This is a genomic window from Streptomyces araujoniae (genome assembly GCF_050871195.1).
Lineage (GTDB): Bacteria > Actinomycetota > Actinomycetes > Streptomycetales > Streptomycetaceae > Streptomyces > Streptomyces bacillaris.
Map to the genome: position 1 here is coordinate 629,845 of NZ_CP194070.1, position 23,953 is coordinate 653,797.

Here is a 23,953-nt window from a genome sequence, read left to right on the forward strand (position 1 = left end):
CCGGCTTCCCGCTCACGGGCCGACCGGGCACATGGACCTTCCATGCGGCAGGCGATCACGGTACGCGGGAGATGCCGTTCACCGTTCCGTTCGGTATCCCCCTGACCGGAGTACGCCGTTCGCCCGCCCGGTCGCCGCGTCCTTGCCTACCGAAGAGTGCACGAGCAGCCGCTGGTGCCCGACTGCCTGATCAGCGTCACGCGGCTTCGTGCCCGGTCCCTGTACATGAGATCTTGTGTCGGACCGTCCGCCCACGCACCACACTCCGTCCGGGCCGAACAGGGAAGCGCATGGGCGTGACCGGACATGAGTGTTCATCATGCCGTGCCACCATCCGTCACCGGCGGATGTGCTCTGTCAATCCACCGGCGGCTGAGCCATCGTGTGTCGTCGGTACTCACGGACAGCGGCCTCGACCGCCTGAGGAAGAATTTGCCCGAACGCCTCGAGGGTAGGTACACCCCTGGGCACCGCATAGGCAGAGGATCTCCCCCGGCTCATCGTGACAGCCATTGTCTGTTCGAGCTGTTCGGTGAGTTCCGCCTTGGCTGCCTGGCTCTGGCGATCGTCTCGGTTCCCGGGCACGATCACCGTCGTCCAGGGCTGGTTGATCGCGTCGGAGGCGGCGAGCTTGTGGCGACGCTCCTCGTTCTGAAGGGCCCACGGATCGATCAGCAGAATCTCCGGGGTATCTGGTTGCTTTCTTCCCCCTGGACGCCCCGACTCCACGTCGAACGACGTGATGACGGCCTGGTAGTTGAGAGACCGCACCAGATCTTCGGTGACATGGGCCAGAGAACGCGTAGAGGCGGGGTAGTAGGGATTCCAGTCCTGCGCACTGCCACCGTAGTACTCCAGGGTGCGCCCCTCGGGCAGTTGGCGACGTGTGGGCGCCACGACGGTGATCTGGATCGACTTGCAGTCATCCGGCACACTGTTCGACGGTTCGAAGGCACTGCGAACGAGGTGGAGGTCGTGCGATCTACCGGGGCCCAGCCGCACACTCTCAGCGACCGTGACGATGCGCTTCGCCAGCTCGTACACCGCACGTTCGTACTCCTGGGCATAGCGCCGGAGCTTGATCAGCCCGTAGAGCCCGTCGCTGACGTACCGTTCTCCGAAGTATCGATGATTGGACTGCAAGCGCTGTGCTGCGGGCGGAAGCTTGCTTGGCGGCACCGGCACCCAGAGCGCCGGAACGATGGCCTCCGCAGGCCGACCAGACCGTGCTCCGTGATCAATGGCTCGCTGTTCGAAGGCATGCCATTCCTTGCCGCACATCTCGCTGGAGAAGTAGCGCGGGGAGAACAGCGGGACGAAGACCCTGCATTCGGCCAGCATCTCGCTCAGCCGATTCGACCAGTTGTCGCCGGGCAGTATCTCCCGGTCCATGAACCCGGCGACGGAACCGGCGGGCAGATTCGTCATGGCCATCACGTGGCCACACAGATCCTGGAAAAGTCGTTCGACCCACATGTCCGGGGCCGTTTCGCCGCCATATGCCGGCGTGCGCGCGTAACTCAGGAAGAAATACGGGGGCACCCTGCCGCGGGTCCTGCTTCTGCGCTGATCCGGGGCAGCAGAAATGAAGACCTCTGAATCGCTCGCGCCCTCAGCGCCATGATCGGCCGCTGGTTCAGCCGGATTCTCGCTGGTGCTCGCAGTGGGCTGGGCACCGGCCGAGATCGCGCCCATGGGTAGGACGGTATCGGCATCGCGAACTGCGTGGATTTCCTCCCGGTCTGCCAGAACGTGCTCACGGATCGCTGCGGCCTCCGCCGTGCGACCCGCTTGATGGTAGGAGGCGGCGAGGTCGGCACGCGCGGCGAGCGTATCGGGATGATGCTCACCCAGGACCTCCTCCCGGTCGGCCAGCACCCGGAGCTGGATCGCGATGGCCTCGTCCGTCCGCCCTGCTTCGCCATACGAGTGAGCGAGGTTGGCACGCGCGAGGAGAGTGGCAGGATGACGCTCGCCCAGGATCTCCTCCCGGTCGGCCAGCACCCGCTCACGCATCGCTGTCGCCTCCACCGCGCGACCGACTCGATGGTAGGAGGCGGCGAGGTCGGCACGCGCGGCGAGCGTATCGGGATGATGCTCACCCAGGACCTCCTCCCGGTCGGCCAGCACCCGGAGCTCGATCGCGATGGCCTCGTCGAGGCGACCCGCTTCGTAGAAAGAGGCAGCGAGGTTGGCACGCGCGAGGAGAGTGGCAGGATGACGCTCGCCCAGGATCTCCTCCCGGTCGGCCAGCACCCGGAGCTCGATCGCGATGGCCTCGTCGAGGCGACCCGCTTCGTAGAAAGAGGCAGCGAGGTTGGCACGCGCAGTGAGCGTATCGGGATGATGCTCACCCAGGACCTCCTCCCGGTCGGCAAGCACTTGTGTCGCGATCGCGATGGCCTCGTCGAGGCGACCCGCTTCGTAGAAAGAGGCAGCGAGGTTGGCACGCGCAGTGAGCGTATCGGGATGACGCTCACCCAGGACCTCCTCGCTCTCGGCAAGCACCCGCTCGCGGAGAACAGTGGCGTCGGCCGTGCGACCCGCCTCGTGGTAGGAGGCAGCGAGGTTGGCACGCGCAGTGAGCGTATCGGGATGACGCTCACCCAGGACCTCCTCGCTCTCGGCAAGCACCCGCTCGCGGAGAACAGTGGCGTCGGCCGTGCGACCCGCCTCGTGGTAGGAGGCAGCGAGGCTGGCACGCGCAGTGAGCGTATCGGGATGACGCTCACCCAGGACCTCCTCCCGGTCGGCAAGCACCCGCTCACGGAGAACAGTGGCGTCGGCCGTGCGACCCGCTTCATAGAAGGACGCAGCGAGGTCGGCACGCGCGAAGAGCGTATCGGGATGACGCTCACCCAGGACCTCCTCGCTCTCGGCAAGCACCCGCTCGCGGAGAACAGTGGCGTCGGCCGTGCGACCCGCTTGGTGGTAGGAGGTAGCGAGGCTGGCACGCGCGAAGAGCGTATCGGGATGACGCTCACCCAGGACCTCCTCCCGGTCGGCAAGCACCCGGAGCTCGATCGCGATGGCCTCGTCGAGGCGACCCGCTTCGTAATAGGAAGCGGCGAGGTGGGCGCACACGGTGAGGGTGGCCGGATGGCTGTCTCCGAGGAGCTGGACGTATTCGGTCGTGAGTGACTCCAGGAGTCCGATTTTGGCGAGCCAGTCCTGCGGGGCCGACTGCAACGCCTGACTGAGGCGTTCCTGCAGGGGGTCAACGAGGCCCGACTCCGGTTCCGGCGGCACAGGATGCGCCGACGGGCAGGGCGACGAACCAGGTCCAGGGACCGCGTCAGGCCCAGTGGCAAGGGTAGTCGGGACAGTGACACCGAGCTGCCGGAGCACCGAGTCGGCCGCGTCGGCGAAGGGGACCAAGGCCGTCGGCAGACGGGCACCCGTGGCAGTGTGCAGGACGGCGGCGAGTCCGTCCGGAGTCCATGGGCGGCTCGCGATATGCCGGGTGAGGGCCTGGTGGGTACGCCACGCGGTCTGTCGTGTCAGCTTCTGCCGGAGGTGAGCCAAGGCCTCGGGGCGGAAGGTGTACAGGTCGTCTGCTTCCGGGTATCGCCGAACGGTGCAGAGGTCGGCGGTGAGGAGTTCGGCAAGGTCGTCCAAGCGAGCCTCGGGTACCGCCTGTTCCCGTAGCGCATGAAGGATCGGGAGCGTGAAGGTGTCGAGCGCTGCGGCGTGGATGGCGAGCTGGGTGGCCGGCGTCCGGGCGGTCTGAAGAAATGCCTCGGCCCTCGCTGCCGGCTTGGGAGCAGGAGTGACAGCGCGTGCGGCAGAGGGACGGCGAGGGGCTCGTTGCGGTGGACGGCCGGTGTCGGGGATCAGGACGGCAGTGCAACCCTCCGGATCGCTGCGCATCAGCGCCTGAGCCCACCGTCGGAGGTCTTCCGGTTCTGTACCGATGACGGGGACGGCGTTCCAGGAGTGGATGCTGCTTTCCCGGCGCCAGCGGCGTGGTTGCTTCGGTTGGTAGCCCCAGCTTCCGCTGGGAGCCACTGGCTCCGGCGCGGTGGTGATGGTGAGCGGCAGGTCGAGTGCTGTCCGGTGCCAGAGACGGGGCGGGAGGGGGTTGAAGAGGGCGAGACTCGTCGTCCGGCTCCAGACGTGGAGGTGTTTCCAGAGCGCCCCGCCGCGCCATCCCGGTGCAGCGCAGTCGCTGAGGACGAGCATGAGCCGTCGTCCTGGCTGGCCTTCGCGGCATCCTGCTTGGCCGAGGGGGACGAGCGCGCCACGCTGGTCGCGCAGAACCGGGTCAGCGCCGCTCCAGGTGAGATGCCAGGTATTCAGCGTGCGGAGCGCTCCGAGGGAACGCAGAATTCTGTTCAGTCCGTCCAGTGCCGGGTCCCAGACGCTCATGCTGCTGCTGCGGTCCAGCACGACGGTGACGTCCAGCCACCTTTCCGGCATCGGCACGAGGTGTGGCACGAGCAGACCGGTGCGTGCGTAATCCTCGACAGTCGCGTCGATGTGCAATTCCGTCCGGTGCCCGTGCTGCCAGCGCCGCCGAAGCGGGCGCAGCGCCCGCCCGATGGCAAGGGCTTGGGGAAGTGCTGCGGCCTGTCCCAGTGTCAGGCGCACGCCCGGCTGGGTGTCTCCATCGGCCGAGCCGTAGGCGGAGACCTTGTGCCCGCCTCCTGCCGACTGTTCGCGTGAATGGACCGCTGTCTGCGGAACGCCTTCTTGCTGGGCACCCGGAAGCGCGCTCTCGGTGCAGGTGTCGTCCACCGGCGATCCGGATGCTGCGGCATCTCCCTCGTAGCCAGCCGCAGCAAGCAGTACGGCGTCTGCCAGCTCCTCCGCCGTCATTCCGAGCTGGCCGGCGAGCGCGCCGAGCCGACCGAGCAGCTCCGGCAGTTCAGTCACGGCCCAGGCCCTGGAGCAGGAGCTCGGTCAGCTCCTTCTTCTGCTGTTCGTGAATGGGCTGCTTGATGAGGTGGACAGCATTGAGGAGCTGGTCGACGGCCAAGTGCTCGCCGTTGGCCAGCCGTCCGGCGAATCCCGTGATCAGCTCCTGAATGCCTGTCGTCAGCTCTGCTTCCTCTTCGCCGGGGGTGGTCAGGTGGGCGGTGACGATCCCGGTGAGACTCTCCTCCGTCAACACGGGCATCGAGTATCGGATGCACCGTCGACGGAAGGGCGGCGGAAAGTCGCGTTCACCGTTGCTGGTCATGACGATCAGAGGGAAAAGGGTGCACGGGACGACACCGCCCACGACGTCCACGGTCGCGATGTCGTCGTGCAACCGCACCGGCACGCGCTTCCGGTGGTGGCGGGACAGTTCCGGAATCTCGAACTGCCCACGCTCCAGGATGTCCAGGAGGTCGCTCGGCAGGTCAAGGTCGCTCTTGTCGATCTCATCGATCAGCAGGGCACGCGGCCGCTCGACGGCGGCGAAAGCGGTGCCCAGGGGACCGAGCCGCAGGAAGGGCGCGATGTCGTCACCGCGTTGTTGCTGGCCTCGCCTCACCAGCCGAGAGCGTGCCGGGCCGGCTGCGCTGCGCAGGTTCTGCGCGTGGATACGGCCGAGAGCGTCGTAGCGGTACAGCGCCTCGGTCAGGGTGCTGCGCGAAGTGATGTGCCAGTGAAGCTCGCGCCCGAGACCTACCTCGTGGGCCACGTGCTTGATCAGCGTGGACTTTCCGGAACCTGCTGGCCCGGTGAGAAGAAGCGGGCGGTGCAACAGGAGCGCTGCGTTGATGGCGTCGATGAGGCCGGGGTCGGGCCGGTAGGGCACAGCTTCGGGTGCGTCCTGCCCCGGCATGCGCCAGGGGGGAGGCGGTGGAAGCTCCGGCCTGCGCGCGACGCCGTCGCCCCGGTAGTAAGGACTCCAGGTCATGCGGTCTCCTCTTCTGGGCTGCTCAGGGGAGTCTCGAACAATCGGCAGAACGCGAGCCATTGGCGGTCGTGCCACACCCTTCGCACCTGCCGCAGGCCGTCCGGCCTGCCATCGGCAGGCTTGATCACACGGCTGGCTTGCCATTCCTGCTCGTTCTGGATCTTGTTCCACATTCCGTCCACGGTGGCCCGGAACTGGCCGGGAGCAGCGGTGGCGCCCTCGGGCCAGATCAGGATCGGGGTGTAGGCGGCAAGGGCGCTCAGCGTCGTGTCGCATCCTGCGGGGCGTTCCTCCAGGGCCCACGGGCGGCCTGGTTCGGAAGCCAGCCTGTCCGCGAGAATATCCAGATCTGCCATGTCTGCCGGCCCGAGCCAGGAGAGTTCGGCGTTGCCTGCCTCGAGCGCGTCAAGCACTTCCTCCGCGAGGTCGTTCAGCTCGAAGGCGTCCCACTCCGCGTACTCGTCCCGCACGATCGAGCTGTTCCACCGCAGCGTGACTCGATGCGCGATGCCGAGTCTCTGCAGCCCGGTCCGGGCTTCTTCCGGGTGCCACTGTGCCAAAGCCCGCCCGCAGGCCGCGATGTCTATGTGCTGAAGTCTCTCGCCTGCGGGCAGGCGGCTGCGGGCCCACCTGATCGCCTCTTTGATGACAGCAGTCAGCCCGGCTTCGTCGCGGGTGGGGGCCTCGAAGTCGTTGGAGCCGAGGGTCTCGCCCCCTTGGAGCACCCATGCGTGCAGCCGCCTTGGCCATTCCGGCGCGCCTTCGCCGCCGCTGCGGGGTCTCCCCACCATGGAGGGTATGCCCAGCACGAGACGGGTCCGGGCGGACCGGTCAGCCTGCTGGAACTCCTTGTACGCGTCCTTGAACGACACGAGATCCCTGTGGTCGCCGATCCAGTCGTCCAATTCTGCCGGGGCCGTGGTGTCTGCCTCGACCAGGAGCGCGGCGACCAGCCGCCCGAGCGAGGAGCATCCGGACCCTAGATAGGGACTGCCTTCGAGGACCGCGTACTCGACCAGGTCACGCGGTTGCGGATCGCTCACGAGAAATGCGGGGAAGCCCGCCCGCCTGGTGGCCTTGCGCAGCACAGGCGTGCACATGGCCTCCGGGAGGTGCTCCTTCAGGACTTGGACGGTCTTCCTGCACTCCTGCAACCCGGCCTGGATCTCCTCGACCCGGATCTTTTGGGCCGGAGACTGATCGGGACCGCCGGAGGAGAGGAAGGCGGTCAGGGAGGCGTGAGTCCAGCGGGTCGGTCTGTTCGGCCAACCCTCGGTGGACTCGTCGAGCAACTGGACCGCTACGGGTCCGATCTCGGAGCCGGTGCCGTACGAGGCGCGCGCGTTGCGGGCCAGCCAGAGCGGGCTTTCGGCGAAGTCGTACTGATCGAAGACGGAGCGGCCGATGGACTGGCCGCTGCCTTGCTTCAACACCTCCGCACGGACGCCACTCATCAATGCATCGTCCACCAGCAGATGCGGGCCATGGTTCTCCAGCCCGCGCCGGATCACGGCGGTCAGAGCGAGGGAGAGGTTCATGCCGTAGGCATCCTGAGTGCTTGCCGCAGCCATGACGACGGCGAGCCGGACCTGCCCGGCCCTGACCCCGTTGGCCACGGTGTCAGGGGGAGGAGGAGCCGCCCCGGCGTGACAGGTGTCGACGAGCGCGATCACTCCCTCGGCCTCGTTGGCCACCTCCCCTAGGAGCCCTGGAACATCCAGGGCGGAAGCCGAGGAGGCCAACAGAGAACCGCGGACCATGAAGCGCAGCGCGGGGGCGGTGAATCCGTGGCCGAGCAACGCCACGATCAGCACTCCGCCGTCCTGCTGTGCGCGGGTGGCTGCCGCGTGGACGGCCCGCCTCACGTCCTCCGGCGACTGCGGGTCCAGCAGCAGCGAGTCCTCGGTCGGCTCGGCCCCGCCCAGATCCGGATCGGTCAGGACGGAGTGGAGGCCTCTGGCGGCTGACTCCAGCTTTTCGAGGCGGGGCATCGCGGAGCACTGGGAGGCGACCACGATCACGTGACGGACCACTGCGGCGCCTGTCAGAGGCTCTTGAGAGTCTCGGCGACAGGCCCCGCGACCTCTTTGTGCGCGAGGTACTTCGTCGCCGTGTGGGTCCAGATCCCTCTCGTGTCTGTGCGTTCGGTCACCGGCACCACACCCGAGGCGTTCGGGTTCATCCAGCGTTCCAGGCGCGGGCGTGCCACCACGATGTCGTCGCGGTCCCAGAAATTGAGCCAGCGCTCCACCCCGGCCGGCGTGTGCGGCGGTTGAGGTGCCAGTCGCTGAAGCACCAGAGCTCCCATGGCCAGAGGTGACCCCAGAGTGATCCAGAGCGGTACGGGGCCCGAGTACACGTGCAGTGCCTCGTAGGCGACGACCGTTCCGAGGGAGTGCGAGATCACGATGAGCGGCCGCGACGGATCGAGACCGGACAGGACGCGCTCACGGATTCGCGCGTCGAGACTGAGCCCCGCATCGTCCGGCTCCTTCCGGGACAAGTACCGGCCGACCTGGGAGAGGACCGGAAGTAACTGGACTCCGCTGGTCCACTGCGACGCCCGCCGCAAGCCAGGAAGCTGCAGAAGGGTCGTCACCCCGTTGACTGCCCGCCGAACCACTTCTAACGGTCCCTGAGCCTGTAGCACGTCCGGATCGATGGCCGCCTGGATCTCGGCTCGGGCCTTCGCAGTGATCTCCACGGACCGTCGATCGTTGACCGACCCGGCCTGATGTTCGAGCTCCCGGGTCATTTCCTCCAGGAGACCCAGCAGCAGGGGCAGGTCCTCCGTGGCCACTCCGTCGGCAACGCCTTGGGCGTCCTTCTTGCAGAAGAGCTCGCTGTAGTTGGCGAAGCGGGTGTCCGCAGCCCACGACCGGGTGAGCGCCGACACCAGATCCGCGTGACCCGCCGCTCGGGCCCCGTTGGCGAGCGAGGTGGACCACTCTCGCAATTCCCCGTCCGTGGTCCGTACTGAGCCGATGCCATGCACGAAGAGCAACTGCGGTTTTCCGGCCAATGTCCCGCCCCCAATGATCAGCCGCACTACTCAGGGAGGACATTCTACGTAGCCGGCACGCCTCGAAGACCCGACCTATCGATTTCCGCATCAATCAACCTGCCGCGGCCGACGCCTCGTTGAACCGTCGGGCTGCGTTCGGAGCCGTCCGGTGGACGCGCCGAGGGACCATCCCGCACACGTGGGGAGCACCGGGTGGATCCTGGCCGACACCCGGGGCCCTGGAGGGCTGGCCACCGCCCTGTACCGGCTGGCCGCCGCGGGCCGGCAAACGCCGTGGACGCCGTGGAACTGGCGGTGTTCAGGTACATCGTCCGTCACGACGTACGCGGGTACGCTGATCATCTCCTGCCTCGTCTCCATGCCGTCCCTGGGCGCCAGGACGCGGCGGAGTCGCCCCTGCTGCTCGAGATCGCCGATCCGCACCGCCGGATGGCCCTTTGCGGTGGCGCGCACCAGTACCTGCTGAGCGATGCCTACGTGGAGATCGCTCTCTGGCACATGGGCGGGCGGACCGCCGCCTGGAGGCCGTCGAAGCACTGAAGCGCGCGGTGGAGGCCGACCGGCGACCCGCGGCATCGGACCCCGGCCTCTACCGCGATCAACTCATCGACTGCCTCTCTATGCTGACGGACCACCAGAAGACGGCCGGCACGCGTCTGCAGGCGCGTGCCGGCCGCCGTGAAGCTCGTCGCCTCCGCTGGGGCCTGCAGGCGCAGAGCCGTGCCGTCACCTCGATGACCCGCCGTTTCGGGCCGGTCGGGCATCTCAGCCGGGCCGCATCTTGTGCCCGGTGGCGGGAGAACGCGGCCGCCTTGGTCGCACACGGGTGCCGGGCATGGCTGATCGAGTCATGCGGCTTCGCGCCCGCTGCCCAGCCGGATACCTACGGTGGTGGCCGGCGTCTATACGGCAGCTCCTGAGGCTTCGGAAAAGCTCCGCCACTGTTGGTGCGTGTTACCGCCACCGCAGTGGAGGGTACGAAGCCCCCCGCCCAAGCTGTCGTCCAGACACAGGCCCGTCGCCGCGTTCAGATACTCGTTGCCCTGGTCCCAGATTCGGGGCCTCCAGGACTGGAAGGTCGTGCCGCCGTTGCACTCGTAGGTACGCAACTTGAACGCAGCGCTGTCGTCCAAGCACCGGCCCGTCGCCTTGTTCTGCAGCACGATGCCGTGGTCGGAGGACAGATTGCGCCACTTCTGGAAGCTGAGCTGATTGCACTCCAGCGCACGCAGTCCCCCACCATGACTGTCATCGAGGCATCGGCCCGTCTCGACGTTCTCCAGCCAGACAAGGTCCTCGGCCGCCTGCTCCCGGGCCTGGCTCGCCGGCGCGCCGACCATCGCCAGGCCCACCAGGGCCGCACCGACTACCGCCCCACTATCCCTGAAGCGCACCAGGGCTCCCTTCTGCTCATGCATCCGACTCGTACTTGATAGCCAACCTCTCTGGGGGGTTCCAGCCGTTGGTTGGCAATTAACCCTAAAGATGCTGTTCTTTGGCTCCCAGCGAGGCCGACAGCAGCTGGCGTGCCCTCCCGTGCGGCGCCTCGCTCACGGGCCACGGTCGGGGGCTGCTCACACGTCCAGGCAGCCTGACACTCCTCAGGCGTCCAGTCGGCGCTCGCGCAGGCCGCGGTCCGCTCTGCCGCGACACCCGCGGTCTGCTCGACGCCGGAGTGGTCACATCCCCCCTCCGATCCGCCGCCACGGATGTCAGTGCCGGCTGCTTACATGAGCCCATGGACACCGTGCACACGACCGCCGCCCTCCTCCCAAACCCCGCCGAGCTCCGCGCGTACCTGCGTGCGCTGACCGTGCTGGACCAGGCGATCTGCCGTGACCCGCGGTTCTCCCGCTACTCCTTCTCCACCACCTGGGGGCCCGGGACGGAAGCGGCTCTGATGGACAACGGCTCGGGTGACGACTTCTCCGTCCTCTTCGCCCCGGCCGGTGTGCTCGTCCGCGGTTTCGACCACGAGTCGGAGATGAGCCCGTACGGCACGGACGACGAACAGGTCTGGCCCGGTGTCATCGACGAGGTCCCCGCGGCGCTGCGCCCGCTCCTGGACGACCCGGCCTTCGTCGACGAGGGCCTCGGCGCCCCGCGGGTGACCGCCTGCCTGTGGTGGGAGACCGGCGGCAGCACCTGGCGCACCGGTTCGGACATCGAGTTCCCTCCGGGCAGCCCGGACCCGGACGGCTCCGGGCACCTCTTCCGCCTCCTCACCGACCGCTCCCCCGAGGCCGTCCAGGCGCACTTCGAGGAGGACTACGGGCGGCCTGTCTCCCTCGATACCGTCCGCCACGTCCTCGCAGGCCACCCCCTGACCCCTGAAACCGCCCGCGGCCTCAACCCGGCCGCCCTCTCCGACGAGGCACTGCTCCGCCGGATCGCCGACGCCCCCGAAGTCGAGGCGTACCTCGCTGGTGACGGCGAGTTCGACCTCACGCGGACCGACCCCGTCGAGTCGATCGCCCTTCCGGCCGGTCTCCCGGTGGAGCCCGTGGCCGGCTGCAACGCGGGAGGCACCCACTACCTCTGCGGCCCGGCCGGCTCCGACGACGTCCGCCCCGTCCTCTACACCGACTCCGAGGGCCAGGCCTCCCTCATCGCGGAGTCCCTCGCCGAGGCCCTGACTCTGGCCATCGTCCTCCTCCTGGCACGACGCCCTGGCCGGCTTCCGTCCCCCCACGCTCAACGCCGACTACCTTGAGGACAACCCGGGCCACGCCGAGGTCCGCGACCGCCTCCTCACCGCCCTCCGCCTCCCTCCGGCCGCCGAGTCCGAGGTTCTGGCCCGCCTCCTCACCACGGCCGCCCGCACCGTCCCGGACGGCTTCCTCCCTTCGGTCGAGGGCGAGGAGGACGCGGCCTTCGAACCGATGCTCCGTCTGCCAGCCGAGTAGGACACCCCCGCCGCGCACCGTCCTCCGGAGCCGACGCACGCTGCGGCGCAGCCACCACAGGCCTGTGGCGGAGGGTACGGGCCCGGCATCCCACCTCGGCTGCGGAGACCCAGCTGTACCGACTTTCCCCGAGGCCGGAACACGTGCAGGCCCTCCCGGAGCGGACCCCATCCGGATCGGTTCCGCAGAGGTGCGGCGGCGGGAGGACGGCTGACGGCCCCTGACCGTTCACGTTGTCCCGGGCGTGCGCGAACTCCCAGTCCGGCTCGGCGACGGCCCGGCGCAACGCGGCGCTGACGGCCTGCAGACAGCCAGCACAGCACCCCGGCTCTTCCCCGGCCAGAATCCCCCGCCCCATTCGGTCCGAATACCTCGGCCCGCTGCTCCGACGTCACGGCTACAAAAGCCTCGCCAGGCACGACAGCGCCTGTGTTCCTCTGGCCTCCGACCGGCCAGCATCTGACCTCACCGGCCTCACCAGCCTCACCAGCACGAGCATCGGCAACGCCACACGGTGGACCGCATACGCGAGCGGGCCTCGTTCGACTGCATCGCCTGCCGCACGCCAACCCCACAGACCGCGCTCGGCCCGCTCCGAGGACGACCGGGACTCGTTGCCCGCGCGCACCACGCAGCGTCTACCGGCCGGAGGGATCGGTGTACGAGATCGTCTTGCCGGTGGCCTGGGCGTATGCGATCTCCCTGCTCGTGGACTCGCCGATGTACCCGCCCGGGTTGACGACCAGAACCCGGTCAGCCAGGTCGATCTTGCGCAGATGGAGGGCGTCCAGCGCGATCTTCTGCTCGCAGGTGATCAACTCGTCCGCGTCGCCCGGCGCGACGACAATGACACCCGCAAAGGTCAGATCACGGTTCGCCGCACGCATCTCGTCCACGAACCGGGTAGAGCCGCAGATGCAGACGATCTCAGGTCGGTCGCGCACGGCTCAGTCCTTCGGATCGAACGGGAAACCCTCAGTCGCGCGTTGACACTACAGACGGGTCGGAGCCACAGGTGAGGGGCTGACGGCCGATCGGACCATGCAGTGGTGGCCGTGCTCGGAGGAGCGCGAAGATCCGAAACCGGCCGGCCGTACCCGGATGGCGGATACCGTGGATGTGACGGATCACCCGAAAGCTGGGGGCGGCATGGGACTGGCGAACGAAAAGATCATCTCCCAGGTGGAGAACCTGCTGCGGGGCATGGTCGTCATTCCCTCCATCCAGCGCGACTTCGTCTGGATGCGGCCTGACGTACGTGATCTCTTCGATTCCCTCTACCGGGGCTATCCGGTCGGCGCCCTACTGCTGTGGAAGACCGGCCTGAACGTCCCGTTCAAGACTGCGGCCGTCGTCCAGACCGACAGAGCGACAGACCAACCCCTCTATCTGCTGGACGGGCAGCAGCGGCTGACCTCCCTCGCCTGGGTCTACCGACCGCAGTCGAAGGCCGACGGTCGGCACATAGACCTGCGCTTCGACGTGCGTACCGAGGAGTTCGTGACCCCGAGCGCCGTGCAGCGCAAGGATCCGCTCCTGATCCCTGTGTCGTCGCTCCTGCAGGAGAACGTGCAGTTCTATCCGGTCCTCAACAAGGCCGGGGTGTCCCCCGACAACCCGGACTTCGGCACCTGGATGCAGCGGCTGCAGAAGGTGAACAACATCCGGTCTCACCAGATCGCCGTCATCACCTACGAGTCCGACGACTACGAGGAGGTCGCCGAGCTGTTCGCCCGGCTGAACAAGGGCGGCCGACGGCTGTCCAAGGGCGATCTCGTGTACAGCGCCATCGCGGCCCGCTGGTCCACCGGCCTGGACACCATGGACGCCTTTCACCAGGAGCTGCGGGACAGCGACTTCGACCTGAACAGGGAAGCCGTTCTGCGCCTCATGAGCCTCCTCGCGGGCACCGGCGCCCATCACATCAAGCTCATCGGCGCGGAAGTGGACGAGACCGCGCTGAAGGAGGCATGGCACGCCACCGAGAGGGCCCTTCGCTTCGCCATCGACTTCCTGAAAGGCGAGTGCTCGATCCCCCGGTCCGAGATCCTCTCCTCCCCGAACGTCACGATCGTTCCTGCCCTGCTGCTCCATCACCGGAGCGGCAAGCTGCGTCCGGGAGAGGCCCAGCTGCTGCGTCGTTGGGTGTACACGGCGATGGCCTTCAGCCACTACTCTCTGCAGGTCGAGGGCAAGCTCGACGCGGAGGCCCGGCTGATCAGGTCCCGTGCCGGGGAGGACCTGTTCGCCGAGCTCATCCGCAGGGCCTCCGGCCCCCGGTCCCTGGACAGCGCACTGCACCCGAGGGACCTGGAGCAGAAGTACTCCACGCACGCCTTCTTCAAACTGCTCTACATTGCCGCGCTGAGGGACGGGGCGCGGGACTGGGCAACCAACATCGCCATCAACGATCAGCCGATGAACAGCAGTTCCAGAATCGAGTTCCACCACGTGTTCCCTCGCGCCCGGGTCCAGGGGACGTACGCGAAGGAGGAGTGGAACAGCCTCGCCAACCTGGCCTTCGTCACCGGCCAGACCAACAAGATGATCTCCTCCAGGCTGCCCGCCGAGTACATGGCGGGCATCGCGCCGGAGCGCCTGGCGGAACAGTGGATCCCCGGCGACCCGGAGCTGCGGTCCCTGGACCGGTTCCCCGACTTCCTGGCTGCGCGCAGGAGCCTGCTGGCCAACGTCCTCAACAAGCTCCTTGGACTGCCCGCCTACGACGGGAGGGCCATCCGTCAGGACGCCGACGAGATGCCCGCCGACGAGACCGTGATCGCGGAGGACACCTCCGCGCCCGCGCTGGTCAAGGCAGACGTGCAGGCATTGCGCACGGAGCAGGGCGTCGAGTTGCACGCCGTCTACGAAGGCCGGCGTATCACCGCCTACTACGATCCGCCGTCCCGCACCGTGACGATCCCCTCCGGTCCGGGTCGCGGTGTGTACGAATCCCCCAGCGGGGCGGCAGTGGCCATGGTGCGGGCCCTCAACCCGCAGGTCAATCCGAACCGCAACGGGTGGTCGTTCTGGACCGTCACGACCACGGGGGCGCTCCTGCAGAGCATCCGGTAAGGAGGGCAGCGGCGGCAGTGCACCTGGTCTGCCGCCTGGCCACCGGCGCAGAGATCCTCGGAACCGAGGGAGTCCGCTACGACGGGACTGTCGCCGATGCGGACAGCCGTCTCGACCAGGCCGCGCTCGTCAACTGCTCGACACCTGGGAACCGACCGCCTCCGGGAGGCACCGCGCGTACGGCACGGTGCCGAACGGACGTGCCGGTAAGCGCTCGGCGCATGCGCCGCAGTCGTCCAAGTCGGTAACCCTCGACTCGACCGAACTCCGTCAGGGCAACCCCAGCCCATCCGGAGGGCGGGCAACGCACGCCTGCCCGGCGGTGGTCATCACCTCGGAAGGTGATGACCACCCATCTCAGGCCTGCACCTGCCTGCACTCACGTCGATCAGCCACCTCCGCCTCCTCGATGCCCTGCTCCGAGGAGGCGCGCCGATCAGCTGTAGACGCCGAACTCGTGCAGCGAGTAGCCCCAGCCCGTGCCGCGGGCCGTCAGCTGCAGTCGTACGTGGCGGGCCGTTTCGGTCAGGGAGACCGTGTCGACGTCACCGTTGCCGGTCGTCGTCGTGTGGACCGTACGCCAGGCCTCGCCGTCGTCCGAGACCTGGACCTGGTAGGACTTGGCGTAGGCCGGGTCCCATACCAATTGCAGTGTCCGGACGGGCGTCCGTGCGCCGAGGTCGACCGCTATCCACTGCGGGTCGCTCCAGTCGCTGGCCCAGCGGGTGTCGAGCCGGCCGTCCGTGGCGCGCTCCGGCGGGCAGGGGCAATCACCGTACGAGGCCTGCGAGCTGGACGCGGTGGTGGGCTTGCCGAGGGCCACGTTGGTGCCGGTCATCGGCGGCGCGACGACCTTGACCGACTTCGTCTCGATGCCCGCGTTGCCCTTCCCGTCCTCCGACTGGATGTAGACCTTCCACACGCCGAGCTTCTCGGGCGCGGTGACCGCGAACGTGCCGTTGCCCGTGGACCGGAACTGCGCCGGTACGAGCCGCTTGTCGCCGTTGGCGTAGTTGCCGCTGAGGAAGATCCTGTTCGTCACCGGGTCGTTCTCGGGGTCGCGGATGTCTGCCCGTACGGTGAACTCCCCGCCCGCCGGCGCGGACCCGGCCGGTGTCACTGTCATGCCGCTGATGACCGGCGGCAGGTTGTCGCCGGCGTTGGAGCCCGTGAACGCCCTTTTCACCGAGTAGTACGACAGCCGCTTCAGGCCGTCGGGGATCAGGTTGAACCACACGCCGCCGAAGTCGTGCTCCAGGCCGTAGTGGAAGAGGGTCGCGCCCAGAGCCACGCCTTGGTGGCCCGTGGTGCAGTCCCAGGCCTTCGTGTAGCCGTCGCGCTTCTGTACGTCGGTGGGCTCGTCGGGCACACCGTTGGCGTCGTCCGGCACCTCCCACTCACCCTCGGGGCCGGTCTCGGTGATGATGTAGGGCTTGGTGTAGCCGCCCTCCACCCAGTCCTGCCGGACACCGCAGATGTCCCCGTAGGCGTTCATCGAGTACAGGTCGAGGTCGGGGGCGTTGCGCTTGTAGTACGGCCAGGCGCCTGTCCATGCGTCGGTGGAGGTCACCGGGTGGTCGGCGTCGATGGAGTGGATCCTCTTGGCCGCGTCGTTGACGAAGGTCGTGTACGCGTTGCGCTGGGCCTCCAACTCGGCTCCGCTGTAGCAGTTCTGGAGGCCGAGGACGGACTCGTTGCCGACGTTCCACATGAGGGTCGCGGGGTGGCTCTTGTAGGTCTCGACCCACTTGGCGATCTCGGTGAGCATGGTCGTCTTGTACGCGGTGTCGGTGACGTAGTTGGCGCAGCCGCCGCTGCCGGGGCCGCCGCCGGGCTGGAGCCAGAAGCCGTTCATGACGCGCAGGCCGTTCGCGGCGGCCGCGTCGAGGAGCGGTTTGGTGCTCGCGTCCGTACCCCAGGTGCGGACGGTGTTGACGCCCATCGACTTCAGGTCGGGCATGTAGCGCGGGGCGTCCGCCATGGACGGGCCCCAGGTCAGGCCCTTGACCGTGTACGGCTGGCCGCCGACAGTGAGCTGCCAAGCGCCCTGGCGGCCGGTGACCTTGACGGCGCCGCCGGCCGGGGGCGGGGTGTCTCCCTGGGTTCCGTAGACCTGGAACTCCCAGAGGGAGTAGCCGTAGCCGCCGGGGCGGGCGGTGCCGAGCATCCGGACGTAGCGGCCGGATCCGGTGAGGGCGAGGTCGTCGGTGCCGCCGTCGCCGTCGGTGACCTTCCTCAGGGTGGTCCAGTCGGTGCCGTTGTCGCTGGCCTGGATCTCGTAGGCCTTGCCGTAGGCGCCCTCCCAGGTCAGCACCGCCCGGCTCAGGTCGGACCGCTTGCCGAGGTCGATCCGGATCCACTGCGGGTCGGACCACTGGCTGGCCCAGCGGGTGCCGGTGAGGTTGCCGTCGACGGCCTGGGCGGCGGAGAAGCCGTCGCCCTCCTGCGAGGAGGCGGTGGCGGGCTTGCCCTGGGAGATCAGGGGGTCGGCGGCGCGTGCCTCGGTGGGCACGGCAATGACGGTGAGGGAGGAGGCCAGCAGGGCGGCGAGGGTCAGGGTGAGCGCGGGTCCGCGCAGGGAGGGCGGGGCGGGTCTGCGGAGGTGGGGCGTGGCAGGCATTGCGGCTCCTGAAGGGGGTGAGGGAGATGAGGAGGAACAGAGGACGCGGACGGCCGCCGTCGGGGAGGACGGCGACCGTCCGCGGGGAGAGGGCCAGGCAGGTCGAGCGGGGAGTCGTCGTCCTCGGGGCAGTGGTTCACCGCAGGGGACGGATCAGGGGAACGAGACCACCATGGACGGCACGGTCGAGGTGCCGGCCGGGACCGTGGAGGCTCCGGTGCTGTTGATGACGTGGTTGTAATGGCCCATTCCGCCGAGTGACACCACGAGCAGGCTGTGGAACTTCACGCCCGGCTTCACCGGGGCCTTGAAGCCGTGGTCCTGGCGGATCGTGGGATCGACGTTGTAGTTGCAGTAACTTCCCATCCCCCAGCCCTCGTGGACGTCGACCGAGTCGTCGACCCGGTAGGCGGCGAAGCCCTTCGTGTCGCCGTTCTGGATGGCGGCCTGGTCAGGGGCGTCGTACGCCTTCTCGTTCTGATAGAAGATCGTGCGGCCGCGTTCGCCGTACCACTCGACGTCGTACTTGTTGAAGTGCTCCACGAACAGGCCCGTGGCCAGCACGTCGTCGCCGTGGACCCGGACCCCGTAGTCGGCGCGGTTGGTCTCCCAGCCGACGCCTTCACCGTGGTCGGCGCGCCACACCCAGGTGTGGTCGATGATCACGTCGTCGCTGTTGACGACGATGGAGGTGGTGGCCTTGCCCGCGCCCGCGCCGCCGATGCGGACGTAGACGTCCTGGATGGAGGTCGGGTTGGCGGAGTGGTCGGCGGAGGAGTTCTGCGGGCCGAGCTCCAGCAGGGTCGGAGAGTTGACCGTACCGGCGTCGATCAGGAAACCGGCCAGCTTGACTCCGTCGACGTCGGCGACCTTCATCGCGGTCACCCCGTTGTCCGGGATGATCGTCGCGAGGCCGAGGCCGAGCACGACGGTGTTCGCGCGGTTCACGTCGATGGTCTGGTCGACGTGGTAGATACCGGGCGTGAAGAGCAGATTGAGGCCCTGGGCGAGCGCCTGGTTGATCGTGGCGGCGGTGGCGCCGGGCTTGACCACGTAGAACTGGTCCAAGCCGATCGAGGTGCCCTGCGGGGTTCCGTTCCAGGAGACACCGCGCGCGTTGGTGCGCTTGGCGGGGACGAAGACCTTGTACGTGTCGCCGTCGAGGTGGAGGAACGGCTTCTCGCGCGAGATCGGGGTGGTCTGGAGCGTGGTGTAGCGGGGCTCGGGGAACGAGGTGGCGGGTGCGCCCTCCACGCCCGAGAACGTCTGGTTCCAGACGGAGTTGGACCAGCCGCCGATCGAGCTCTCGCGGGTGTACCACTGCTGCTGCGAGTAGTTGCCGACCTGGCCGTCGATCTTGGAGTCGGCGATGTAGCCGCCGCTGGCCCAACCGTAGCCGTTCGGCGCGAGGTTGAGGCCGCCCTTGACGTGCATGCGACGGAAGGAGGCGGCCTGCGAGACGGCCCAGCGGTTGGTGCCGCTGACCGGGTTGATGGCCAGGTTCTCGGCCGAACGCCAGAAGTTCTGGGTCGCGTTGCCGTTGAACCAGCCGGCGTCGACGGTCACGTCACCGTTGATGGTGGTGTCGTCGGGCTTGAGGCCGAGGCCGGAGATCGAGGTGTAGAAGCCGATCTCGGCGTTGAGGTTGTTGTACGTGCCGGGCTTGAAGAGGAACTGGTGGCGCCCGTTGCCGAAGTGCGAGGCCTCCTGCTGGTCGAACACCTCGTCCAGCTTGGCCTGGATGTTGGGCGTGGAGGGGTCGAAGACGTGCACGTTCGGGCCCAGGTCACCGCCGCCGGGCAGCTGCGGGCCACCGGTGCCGCCGGACTCGCCGTAGACCTTGAACTCCCAGAGGGAGAAGCCGTATCCGGTGCCGCGGACGGTGCCGTACACCCGGACGTAGCGGGCCTCACCGCTGATGTTCAGGGTGTCCGTGCCGCCGTCGCCGGTGGTGGTCTGGTAAGCGGTCGACCAGGTGGAGCCGTTGGTCGAGAGCTCGATGCGGTACCCCTTGCCGTACGCCGTCTCCCAGTCCAGGACCACCTGGCTGAGCTGCGTGGTCGCACCGAGGTCGACGCGGATCCACTGCGGGTCGGAAGCGGCGCTGGACCAAAGGGTGTTGGCGTTGCCGTCGACGGCCGCGGTGGCCGGGGTGCCGTAGTTCTCCTCGCTGGAGGCGGTGACCGGCTTGCCCTGCGAGAGCAGTACGGGTGCGGCCTCGGCCTTCGTGGCGGGGACGAAGGCGAGAAGGGTGGCGGCCAGAGCGGTGGCCATCGCAGCAACGATGCCGCGGGTCACCGGTCTGGGTCTGGGGGTACGGCGGCCGGTGCCGTGGGACACCGGGACCGCTGGGGATATGCCGACTGCGGGCATGCGGGGGCTCCTCGAAAGGGAACTACGACGGGAGAGCGCTCTCCCGGAACCTTGCCCGCCCTGCCAGTAGCGGTCAAGGATCCCGACAGCACTTCTCTTTCATCTTTTATTAAGCTGCTACATTCGCGCCGGGATGGCGATGGCGCCCGGCCGGGCGCCACGTGCACGTGGAGTCCCCGTCACCCGACCGAACGGCGACCGTCCTCATATGCGGACATGTGGTTCGCCCGGCTCGGCGGTCCAGCGGCTCGGGCTGCCACCGATGCTCGGCACCCACTCCCCCACCGACGCCGGGGAGTTGGGGTGAGACCGTCGCACCGCGGGACGGGCTGGTGGAACAGCCCGGCGACATCCCCAAGCAGGCGGGAAGCGGCCGGGCCGCGGGGCGGAGCCGTCTGCCGGGTTCACCGCAGACGGTGGGCGGTGTTCCGTGCGGCACCCCGTACGGGCCGGCAGAGGTCGAAGCCACGGGTGTCGCACTGCAGGCCGCCGACGATGCGATGGTCAACCAGGGCCTTGAGAGTGCGCCCCGCCCACGCGTCGAAGCGGTCGCAGCGGGAGGAAGCAGCCGCGACCGCCCGCGAGTCGCACCCGGCTCGTGTCGCCGTTGTCCGGCCACGCCATCGTGAACTCGATCATCGGCCGGGCGACCGGGGTGGGAGGCCGGGCACACGTTGTCGTTGGTGTCCGGCCTGACGACCGGACAGGCCATGCAGGTCCGGCGATTCGGGGGGCCAGGTATTTGCCGTCCCGGCAACCGGGTTCCCGCATACGCGGATCCAGCCACACGTCGGGACTGCTGGGACAGCCTGCCGGGGTGCCGGTGTCGCGGGTGGCCGACCGGTCGGCGCCCACAGCCGCCAGTGCGTCATGTGCGCCGGCTTCACGAGCAGGCGGGTCATGCGCCGGTCCTCGTCGGGGCCGATTCGTACGGCGACGCCGACCGGCGTCATCAGCCTCGGTCTGCGAGGACCGCCCCCTGGTCCCCTTCCCCACGTCTGCCCGGGTGGTCGGCCTCAGTCGTCAACGTGCTTGCCCGACGCGTTGGCGAGCCGTGTCACGAGTTGGTCCGGGACCGGCTTGTGCGGCGGGAAGGTGATGCCCGTCTTGCTCGCCGTGCGGCCCGCTTCGGCAATCGCTTCGGCATGATCCGAGATGGCAGGGGCGAGAAAGTACAGCCCGATCTGCTTGCTGAACGCCGCGTAGCTCGCGACGACCGTGCCCCGGAGCCTGAACCCCGGCATGCCGTACGCCACCATCTCCTCCGCATCCGGGAGGGCCTCGCGCAGGAGGCCCCGGAGGTGGTGCAGAACCGGGCGGAAAGCCTCCGGCGCGGCAGCGATGTAGGAGTCGTGATCGGAGATCGCGGCCATGGCTATGCCTTCCTCTGGGGAGGAGAACTCTAGCCGTGTCCCGTCCGCCCGTTCTTGCAGGTGCTCTCCTTCCCCGCGGGCACTCCAGCACCGCTGATCGACAGCAGACACTCACCAGACGGCCGCCACCACCCCGCTCGCCCCGGCCCGACGCCCCGGATCCATGTTCATGGCGGCAGGTCGCGGTGATAGCGATGATCCCGTCGCGGATGTCGGCCGCCGGGGCCCCGATTGCCGCGAGCACCTCCGGGTCCTGAGGCGCTCCGTTCGCGAGGGCCGGGTGGTACGGGCGGGTCAGGCACCTTCGGATTTGAGCGCGGGGCCGAGAAGGAGTCCGCCGTCGATGACGAACTCCGAGCCGGTGGCGAAGGAAGCCTAGTCGGAGGTAAGGAAGAGCAGAGCCCGGGCGATGTCCGCGGGCTCTCCCAGGCAGGGGATGGCGAACAGCTCGGCCGAGTAGAAGTCGGAGACGGGGGCGTCGCCACCGGCTGCGGGCTCGATGATGAACGGGTGGCGATCACGCCGGGGTGGATGGCGTTGACGCGGATGCGGTCGCGGCCCCGTTCCAGGGCGGCCGTCTTGGTGAGGCCCCGGAGTGCCCACTTGCTCGCCGCGTAGGGGGCGTACATCGCGGTGCCACCCACGCCGGAGGTGGAGGCGATGTTCACGATGACGCCGCCGCCGTTCTGCGCAGCGAGGGGGCAGCCGCCTTGATACCGAGGAGGGCCCCGGTGAGGTTGACACCGAGGACGCGGTCCCAGACCCGGCGTTCGATGGCCTCGATCGAGGCGTCGGGATTCTGCACGTCGGCGTTGTTCACGAGGACGGCAGCGGGCCGAAGTGCTCCTCGGTGACCTGGACGGCGGCGCTCCAAGAGCTCTCGTCGGTGACGTCGAGGCGGACGTACAGCGCGCGGGCGCCGACTTCGGCGGCGATCGCGCGGCCCCTGCTCTCGTCGATGCCGACGATGACGACGTTGGCGCCTTCGACCCGGTAGGCACGGACGTGACTGGCTCCCCCGCCGCCGGCGCCTCCGGTGACGAGCACGCTGCGGTGGTCGAAGCGTCTCATGAAGGGGCCCTTTCCCATTGGCGAGTCGAGTGAACCGCCGACTGCGGCATGCCCGGCCTCACCCGGGGAGCCGCCGCCCTGGCGGCGCGGGTTCCCGTCATGCAGGGCGACACCTCGCCCCGCCCCGGCGACTTCGACGGCCTGGACGCGGGCCCGTATCAGCTCTGGCTCGACCCGCTGCTGCTGGCAGCCTCCGGTGACTCCGAGGGAGCCTGGCAGGCCCTCGGTACCGTCCCCCGGCCGCCGCACGACCTGCTCCAGGAAGCCCTGTCGTGCGTACTCGCCCGAGCCGCAGCCGAGTACGCGGGCGCGGGCAGCGGCCTGGTCTCCTTCGGCCCGGTCACCCGCCACCTGGCCGCCGCCGACGCGGCGATCGAGGCGCACGCCTCCGCCACGGGACGGTAACGGTGGATGAGCGCGGCTCCGGCCCAACCGCCGGGCAAGCCCAACCGGGGACCGCTGAGCAGTCGCCCTTCCACCAGTAGCGCAGCGGCGCGGGAGCCGGCTCGCGTGAGTCGACCGGCGACCGCATCCGACCACGGTGACCACGCCCGGTCCGCCCCACTGGCGCAAACCGTCGACGAGTACGCCAGGTGGGCGGACGAGGCACGCCTGTGTGTGATGCACTCCGGGACCGCTCGATCACGTTCAGGTCCGTACTGCGCAAGGCGTCTCCGTCGGGTGCGCATGCCACGCAGGACCGGCGGCATGGCCTGCGGAGCCGTGCGATCACCCCAGGAAGCTCAACCGCACCTGCCGCTCCGGGTTGTCCTTGTTTGTGTCCACCAAACTCCGTTAAGGCAACCCCAGCCTATCCGGATGGCAACGCCGCCGGTCCAGCCGTGGCCGTCACTCCGCGGGGTGACCACCATGGCTGAAGCATCCGCTCGGCATGAGGTGGCGGGCCGTTCCCAGCCCATCACGCCGGCTTTACTACTTCCTTGTCGACCCGGATCACGAGTCGCAGCGTTCGGTCACCACCATCGCCGTTCCTGCGAGCGCCGCTCCCGCGGGCGCCTCGGCCCACTCGACAAGCAGCAGCGGCTTCTCGCCCACGGACTTCAGCAGGTGAGCGATCTCCTCAGTGGCCGGGGCGGGATGAGCGGGGCTATCCGCTCCCACAGGTCATCGGGTACAAGATCACGTCGGAAGCGAGCCAGAACAAAGCAGTTGAGGAGGGAAGTTCGGCCCGGCGCACACTCGCCCGATGAGCCACGGCACACCATCTGGCAGCTGGGATGAACCCTGGTACCGCGTCCACACCGAGCACTTTGAAGCAGCTTTCATGCCGGACGCCGACGAGGACCTCGATGCGGTGAACGACATTGACGTCGAGGTGCGGCTGCGGGATGGATCTCGGTGGAGTGCAATCATGTGCACGGTTGGTCACGTTGAAACGCTGATGGAGCGGTGGGCGGCGAGCGGCGAAGCTCTGGGAGGACTCTACTTCTGGTGCGCGGACGGGCTCATCGTCCGCGATGCCGGCATCAGCAACATGATCCAGGTCCTCACCGGCCTGGTCGAGAACGGCGAGTTCACGCAGATCCTGCAACGCCTCGAGGACTGACCCCGCTCAGCCCACTCCTCTCATTCTGAAACGATCAGTAAGGCTGTCTGGCGAGCTTCAGCACCCGGCACGCGACCGTGACGGGCACCCCGTCG

At 68.5% G+C, this 23,953-nt stretch carries 18 protein-coding genes; 5 read left to right on the forward strand and 13 right to left on the reverse strand.

Annotation, left to right across the window (positions count from 1 at the left end; translation table 11 throughout):
• Positions 1-357: 357 nt before the first annotated feature.
• The 4 genes from ACQ9ZG_RS02610 to ACQ9ZG_RS02625 are packed head-to-tail and all read right to left on the reverse strand — an operon-like array spanning position 358 to position 8,897.
• Positions 358-4,875, reverse strand: a complete 4,518-nt coding sequence (locus ACQ9ZG_RS02610; RefSeq protein ID WP_258312111.1) for a TIR-like protein FxsC — start codon at positions 4,873-4,875, stop codon at positions 358-360.
• Entirely contained in the window at positions 4,868-5,848 is a 981-nt protein-coding gene (locus ACQ9ZG_RS02615) for an AAA family ATPase (RefSeq protein WP_109915069.1), read from the reverse strand. The genes ACQ9ZG_RS02610 and ACQ9ZG_RS02615 overlap by 8 nt, the downstream gene beginning before the upstream one ends.
• Positions 5,845-7,869 carry a vWA-MoxR associated conflict system protein gene (locus tag ACQ9ZG_RS02620; RefSeq protein ID WP_258312112.1) on the reverse strand — a complete coding sequence of 675 codons (2,025 nt, stop codon included), beginning with the start codon at positions 7,867-7,869 and terminating at the stop codon, positions 5,845-5,847. Before ACQ9ZG_RS02620 ends, ACQ9ZG_RS02615 begins: the two co-directional genes overlap by 4 nt.
• Before the next feature lie 23 nt (positions 7,870-7,892).
• Positions 7,893-8,897: a hypothetical protein gene (locus ACQ9ZG_RS02625; protein ID WP_109915071.1), complete on the reverse strand. Its 1,005-nt coding sequence runs from the start codon at positions 8,895-8,897 to the stop codon at positions 7,893-7,895.
• Between the two features lie 258 nt (positions 8,898-9,155).
• On the opposite strand from ACQ9ZG_RS02625, the gene ACQ9ZG_RS02630 reads away from it, so the two are divergent.
• Entirely contained in the window at positions 9,156-9,413 is a 258-nt protein-coding gene (locus ACQ9ZG_RS02630) for a hypothetical protein (protein ID WP_499279797.1), read from the forward strand.
• A 362-nt stretch (positions 9,414-9,775) separates the two neighbouring features.
• Here the strand turns inward: ACQ9ZG_RS02630 and ACQ9ZG_RS02635 are convergent, their stop codons facing one another.
• Entirely contained in the window at positions 9,776-10,291 is a 516-nt protein-coding gene (locus ACQ9ZG_RS02635) for an RICIN domain-containing protein (protein WP_109915073.1), read from the reverse strand.
• A 320-nt stretch (positions 10,292-10,611) separates the two neighbouring features.
• Here ACQ9ZG_RS02635 and ACQ9ZG_RS02640 point away from each other — a divergent pair, with 320 nt between their 5' ends.
• Positions 10,612-11,586 carry a hypothetical protein gene (locus ACQ9ZG_RS02640; protein WP_258312113.1) on the forward strand — a complete coding sequence of 325 codons (975 nt, stop codon included), beginning with the start codon at positions 10,612-10,614 and terminating at the stop codon, positions 11,584-11,586.
• Positions 11,587-12,417: 831 nt separating this feature from the next.
• Here ACQ9ZG_RS02640 and ACQ9ZG_RS02645 read toward each other — a convergent pair.
• The gene (locus tag ACQ9ZG_RS02645) at positions 12,418-12,723 is read right to left on the reverse strand and encodes a hypothetical protein (protein WP_109915074.1); all 306 of its coding nucleotides are present in this window, start codon (positions 12,721-12,723) and stop codon (positions 12,418-12,420) included.
• Positions 12,724-12,928: 205 nt separating this feature from the next.
• Here ACQ9ZG_RS02645 and ACQ9ZG_RS02650 point away from each other — a divergent pair, with 205 nt between their 5' ends.
• On the forward strand, positions 12,929-14,854 hold the full coding sequence (locus ACQ9ZG_RS02650; RefSeq protein WP_109915075.1) for a GmrSD restriction endonuclease domain-containing protein: 1,926 nt from the start codon (positions 12,929-12,931) through the stop codon (positions 14,852-14,854).
• Positions 14,855-15,290: 436 nt separating this feature from the next.
• Here ACQ9ZG_RS02650 and ACQ9ZG_RS02655 read toward each other — a convergent pair whose 3' ends face one another.
• The 6 genes from ACQ9ZG_RS02655 to ACQ9ZG_RS02680 all read right to left on the reverse strand — a co-directional run bounded on the left by ACQ9ZG_RS02655 (position 15,291) and on the right by ACQ9ZG_RS02680 (position 22,291).
• Positions 15,291-17,474 (reverse strand): discoidin domain-containing protein, encoded by a 2,184-nt coding sequence (locus ACQ9ZG_RS02655; RefSeq protein WP_181398194.1) that lies wholly within the window; start codon positions 17,472-17,474, stop codon positions 15,291-15,293.
• A gap of 153 nt (positions 17,475-17,627) precedes the next feature.
• Entirely contained in the window at positions 17,628-19,847 is a 2,220-nt protein-coding gene (locus tag ACQ9ZG_RS02660) for a pectate lyase-like domain-containing protein (RefSeq protein ID WP_181398195.1), read from the reverse strand.
• 1,016 nt (positions 19,848-20,863) lie between these two features.
• Positions 20,864-21,220 (reverse strand): iron chaperone, encoded by a 357-nt coding sequence (locus ACQ9ZG_RS02665; protein ID WP_181398196.1) that lies wholly within the window; start codon positions 21,218-21,220, stop codon positions 20,864-20,866.
• Between the two features lie 167 nt (positions 21,221-21,387).
• On the reverse strand, positions 21,388-21,849 hold the full coding sequence (locus ACQ9ZG_RS02670; RefSeq protein ID WP_258312119.1) for an SDR family oxidoreductase: 462 nt from the start codon (positions 21,847-21,849) through the stop codon (positions 21,388-21,390).
• Positions 21,850-21,884: 35 nt separating this feature from the next.
• On the reverse strand, positions 21,885-22,025 hold the full coding sequence (locus ACQ9ZG_RS02675; protein ID WP_499279801.1) for a hypothetical protein: 141 nt from the start codon (positions 22,023-22,025) through the stop codon (positions 21,885-21,887).
• An 11-nt stretch (positions 22,026-22,036) separates the two neighbouring features.
• A complete protein-coding gene (locus ACQ9ZG_RS02680) occupies positions 22,037-22,291 on the reverse strand; it encodes an SDR family NAD(P)-dependent oxidoreductase (protein ID WP_258312115.1) in 255 nt (84 codons plus the stop codon).
• 48 nt (positions 22,292-22,339) lie between these two features.
• On the opposite strand from ACQ9ZG_RS02680, the gene ACQ9ZG_RS02685 reads away from it, so the two are divergent.
• Complete coding sequence (locus ACQ9ZG_RS02685) at positions 22,340-22,696, forward strand: hypothetical protein (RefSeq protein WP_258312116.1); 357 nt, start codon at positions 22,340-22,342, stop codon at positions 22,694-22,696.
• A gap of 549 nt (positions 22,697-23,245) precedes the next feature.
• Here ACQ9ZG_RS02685 and ACQ9ZG_RS02690 read toward each other — a convergent pair.
• A complete protein-coding gene (locus ACQ9ZG_RS02690; RefSeq protein WP_181398200.1) occupies positions 23,246-23,413 on the reverse strand; it encodes a hypothetical protein in 168 nt (55 codons plus the stop codon).
• 85 nt (positions 23,414-23,498) lie between these two features.
• Between ACQ9ZG_RS02690 and ACQ9ZG_RS02695 the strand changes: the two genes are divergently transcribed.
• Positions 23,499-23,858 carry a hypothetical protein gene (locus ACQ9ZG_RS02695; protein WP_109915077.1) on the forward strand — a complete coding sequence of 120 codons (360 nt, stop codon included), beginning with the start codon at positions 23,499-23,501 and terminating at the stop codon, positions 23,856-23,858.
• The last annotated feature ends 95 nt before the right edge of the window (positions 23,859-23,953 follow it).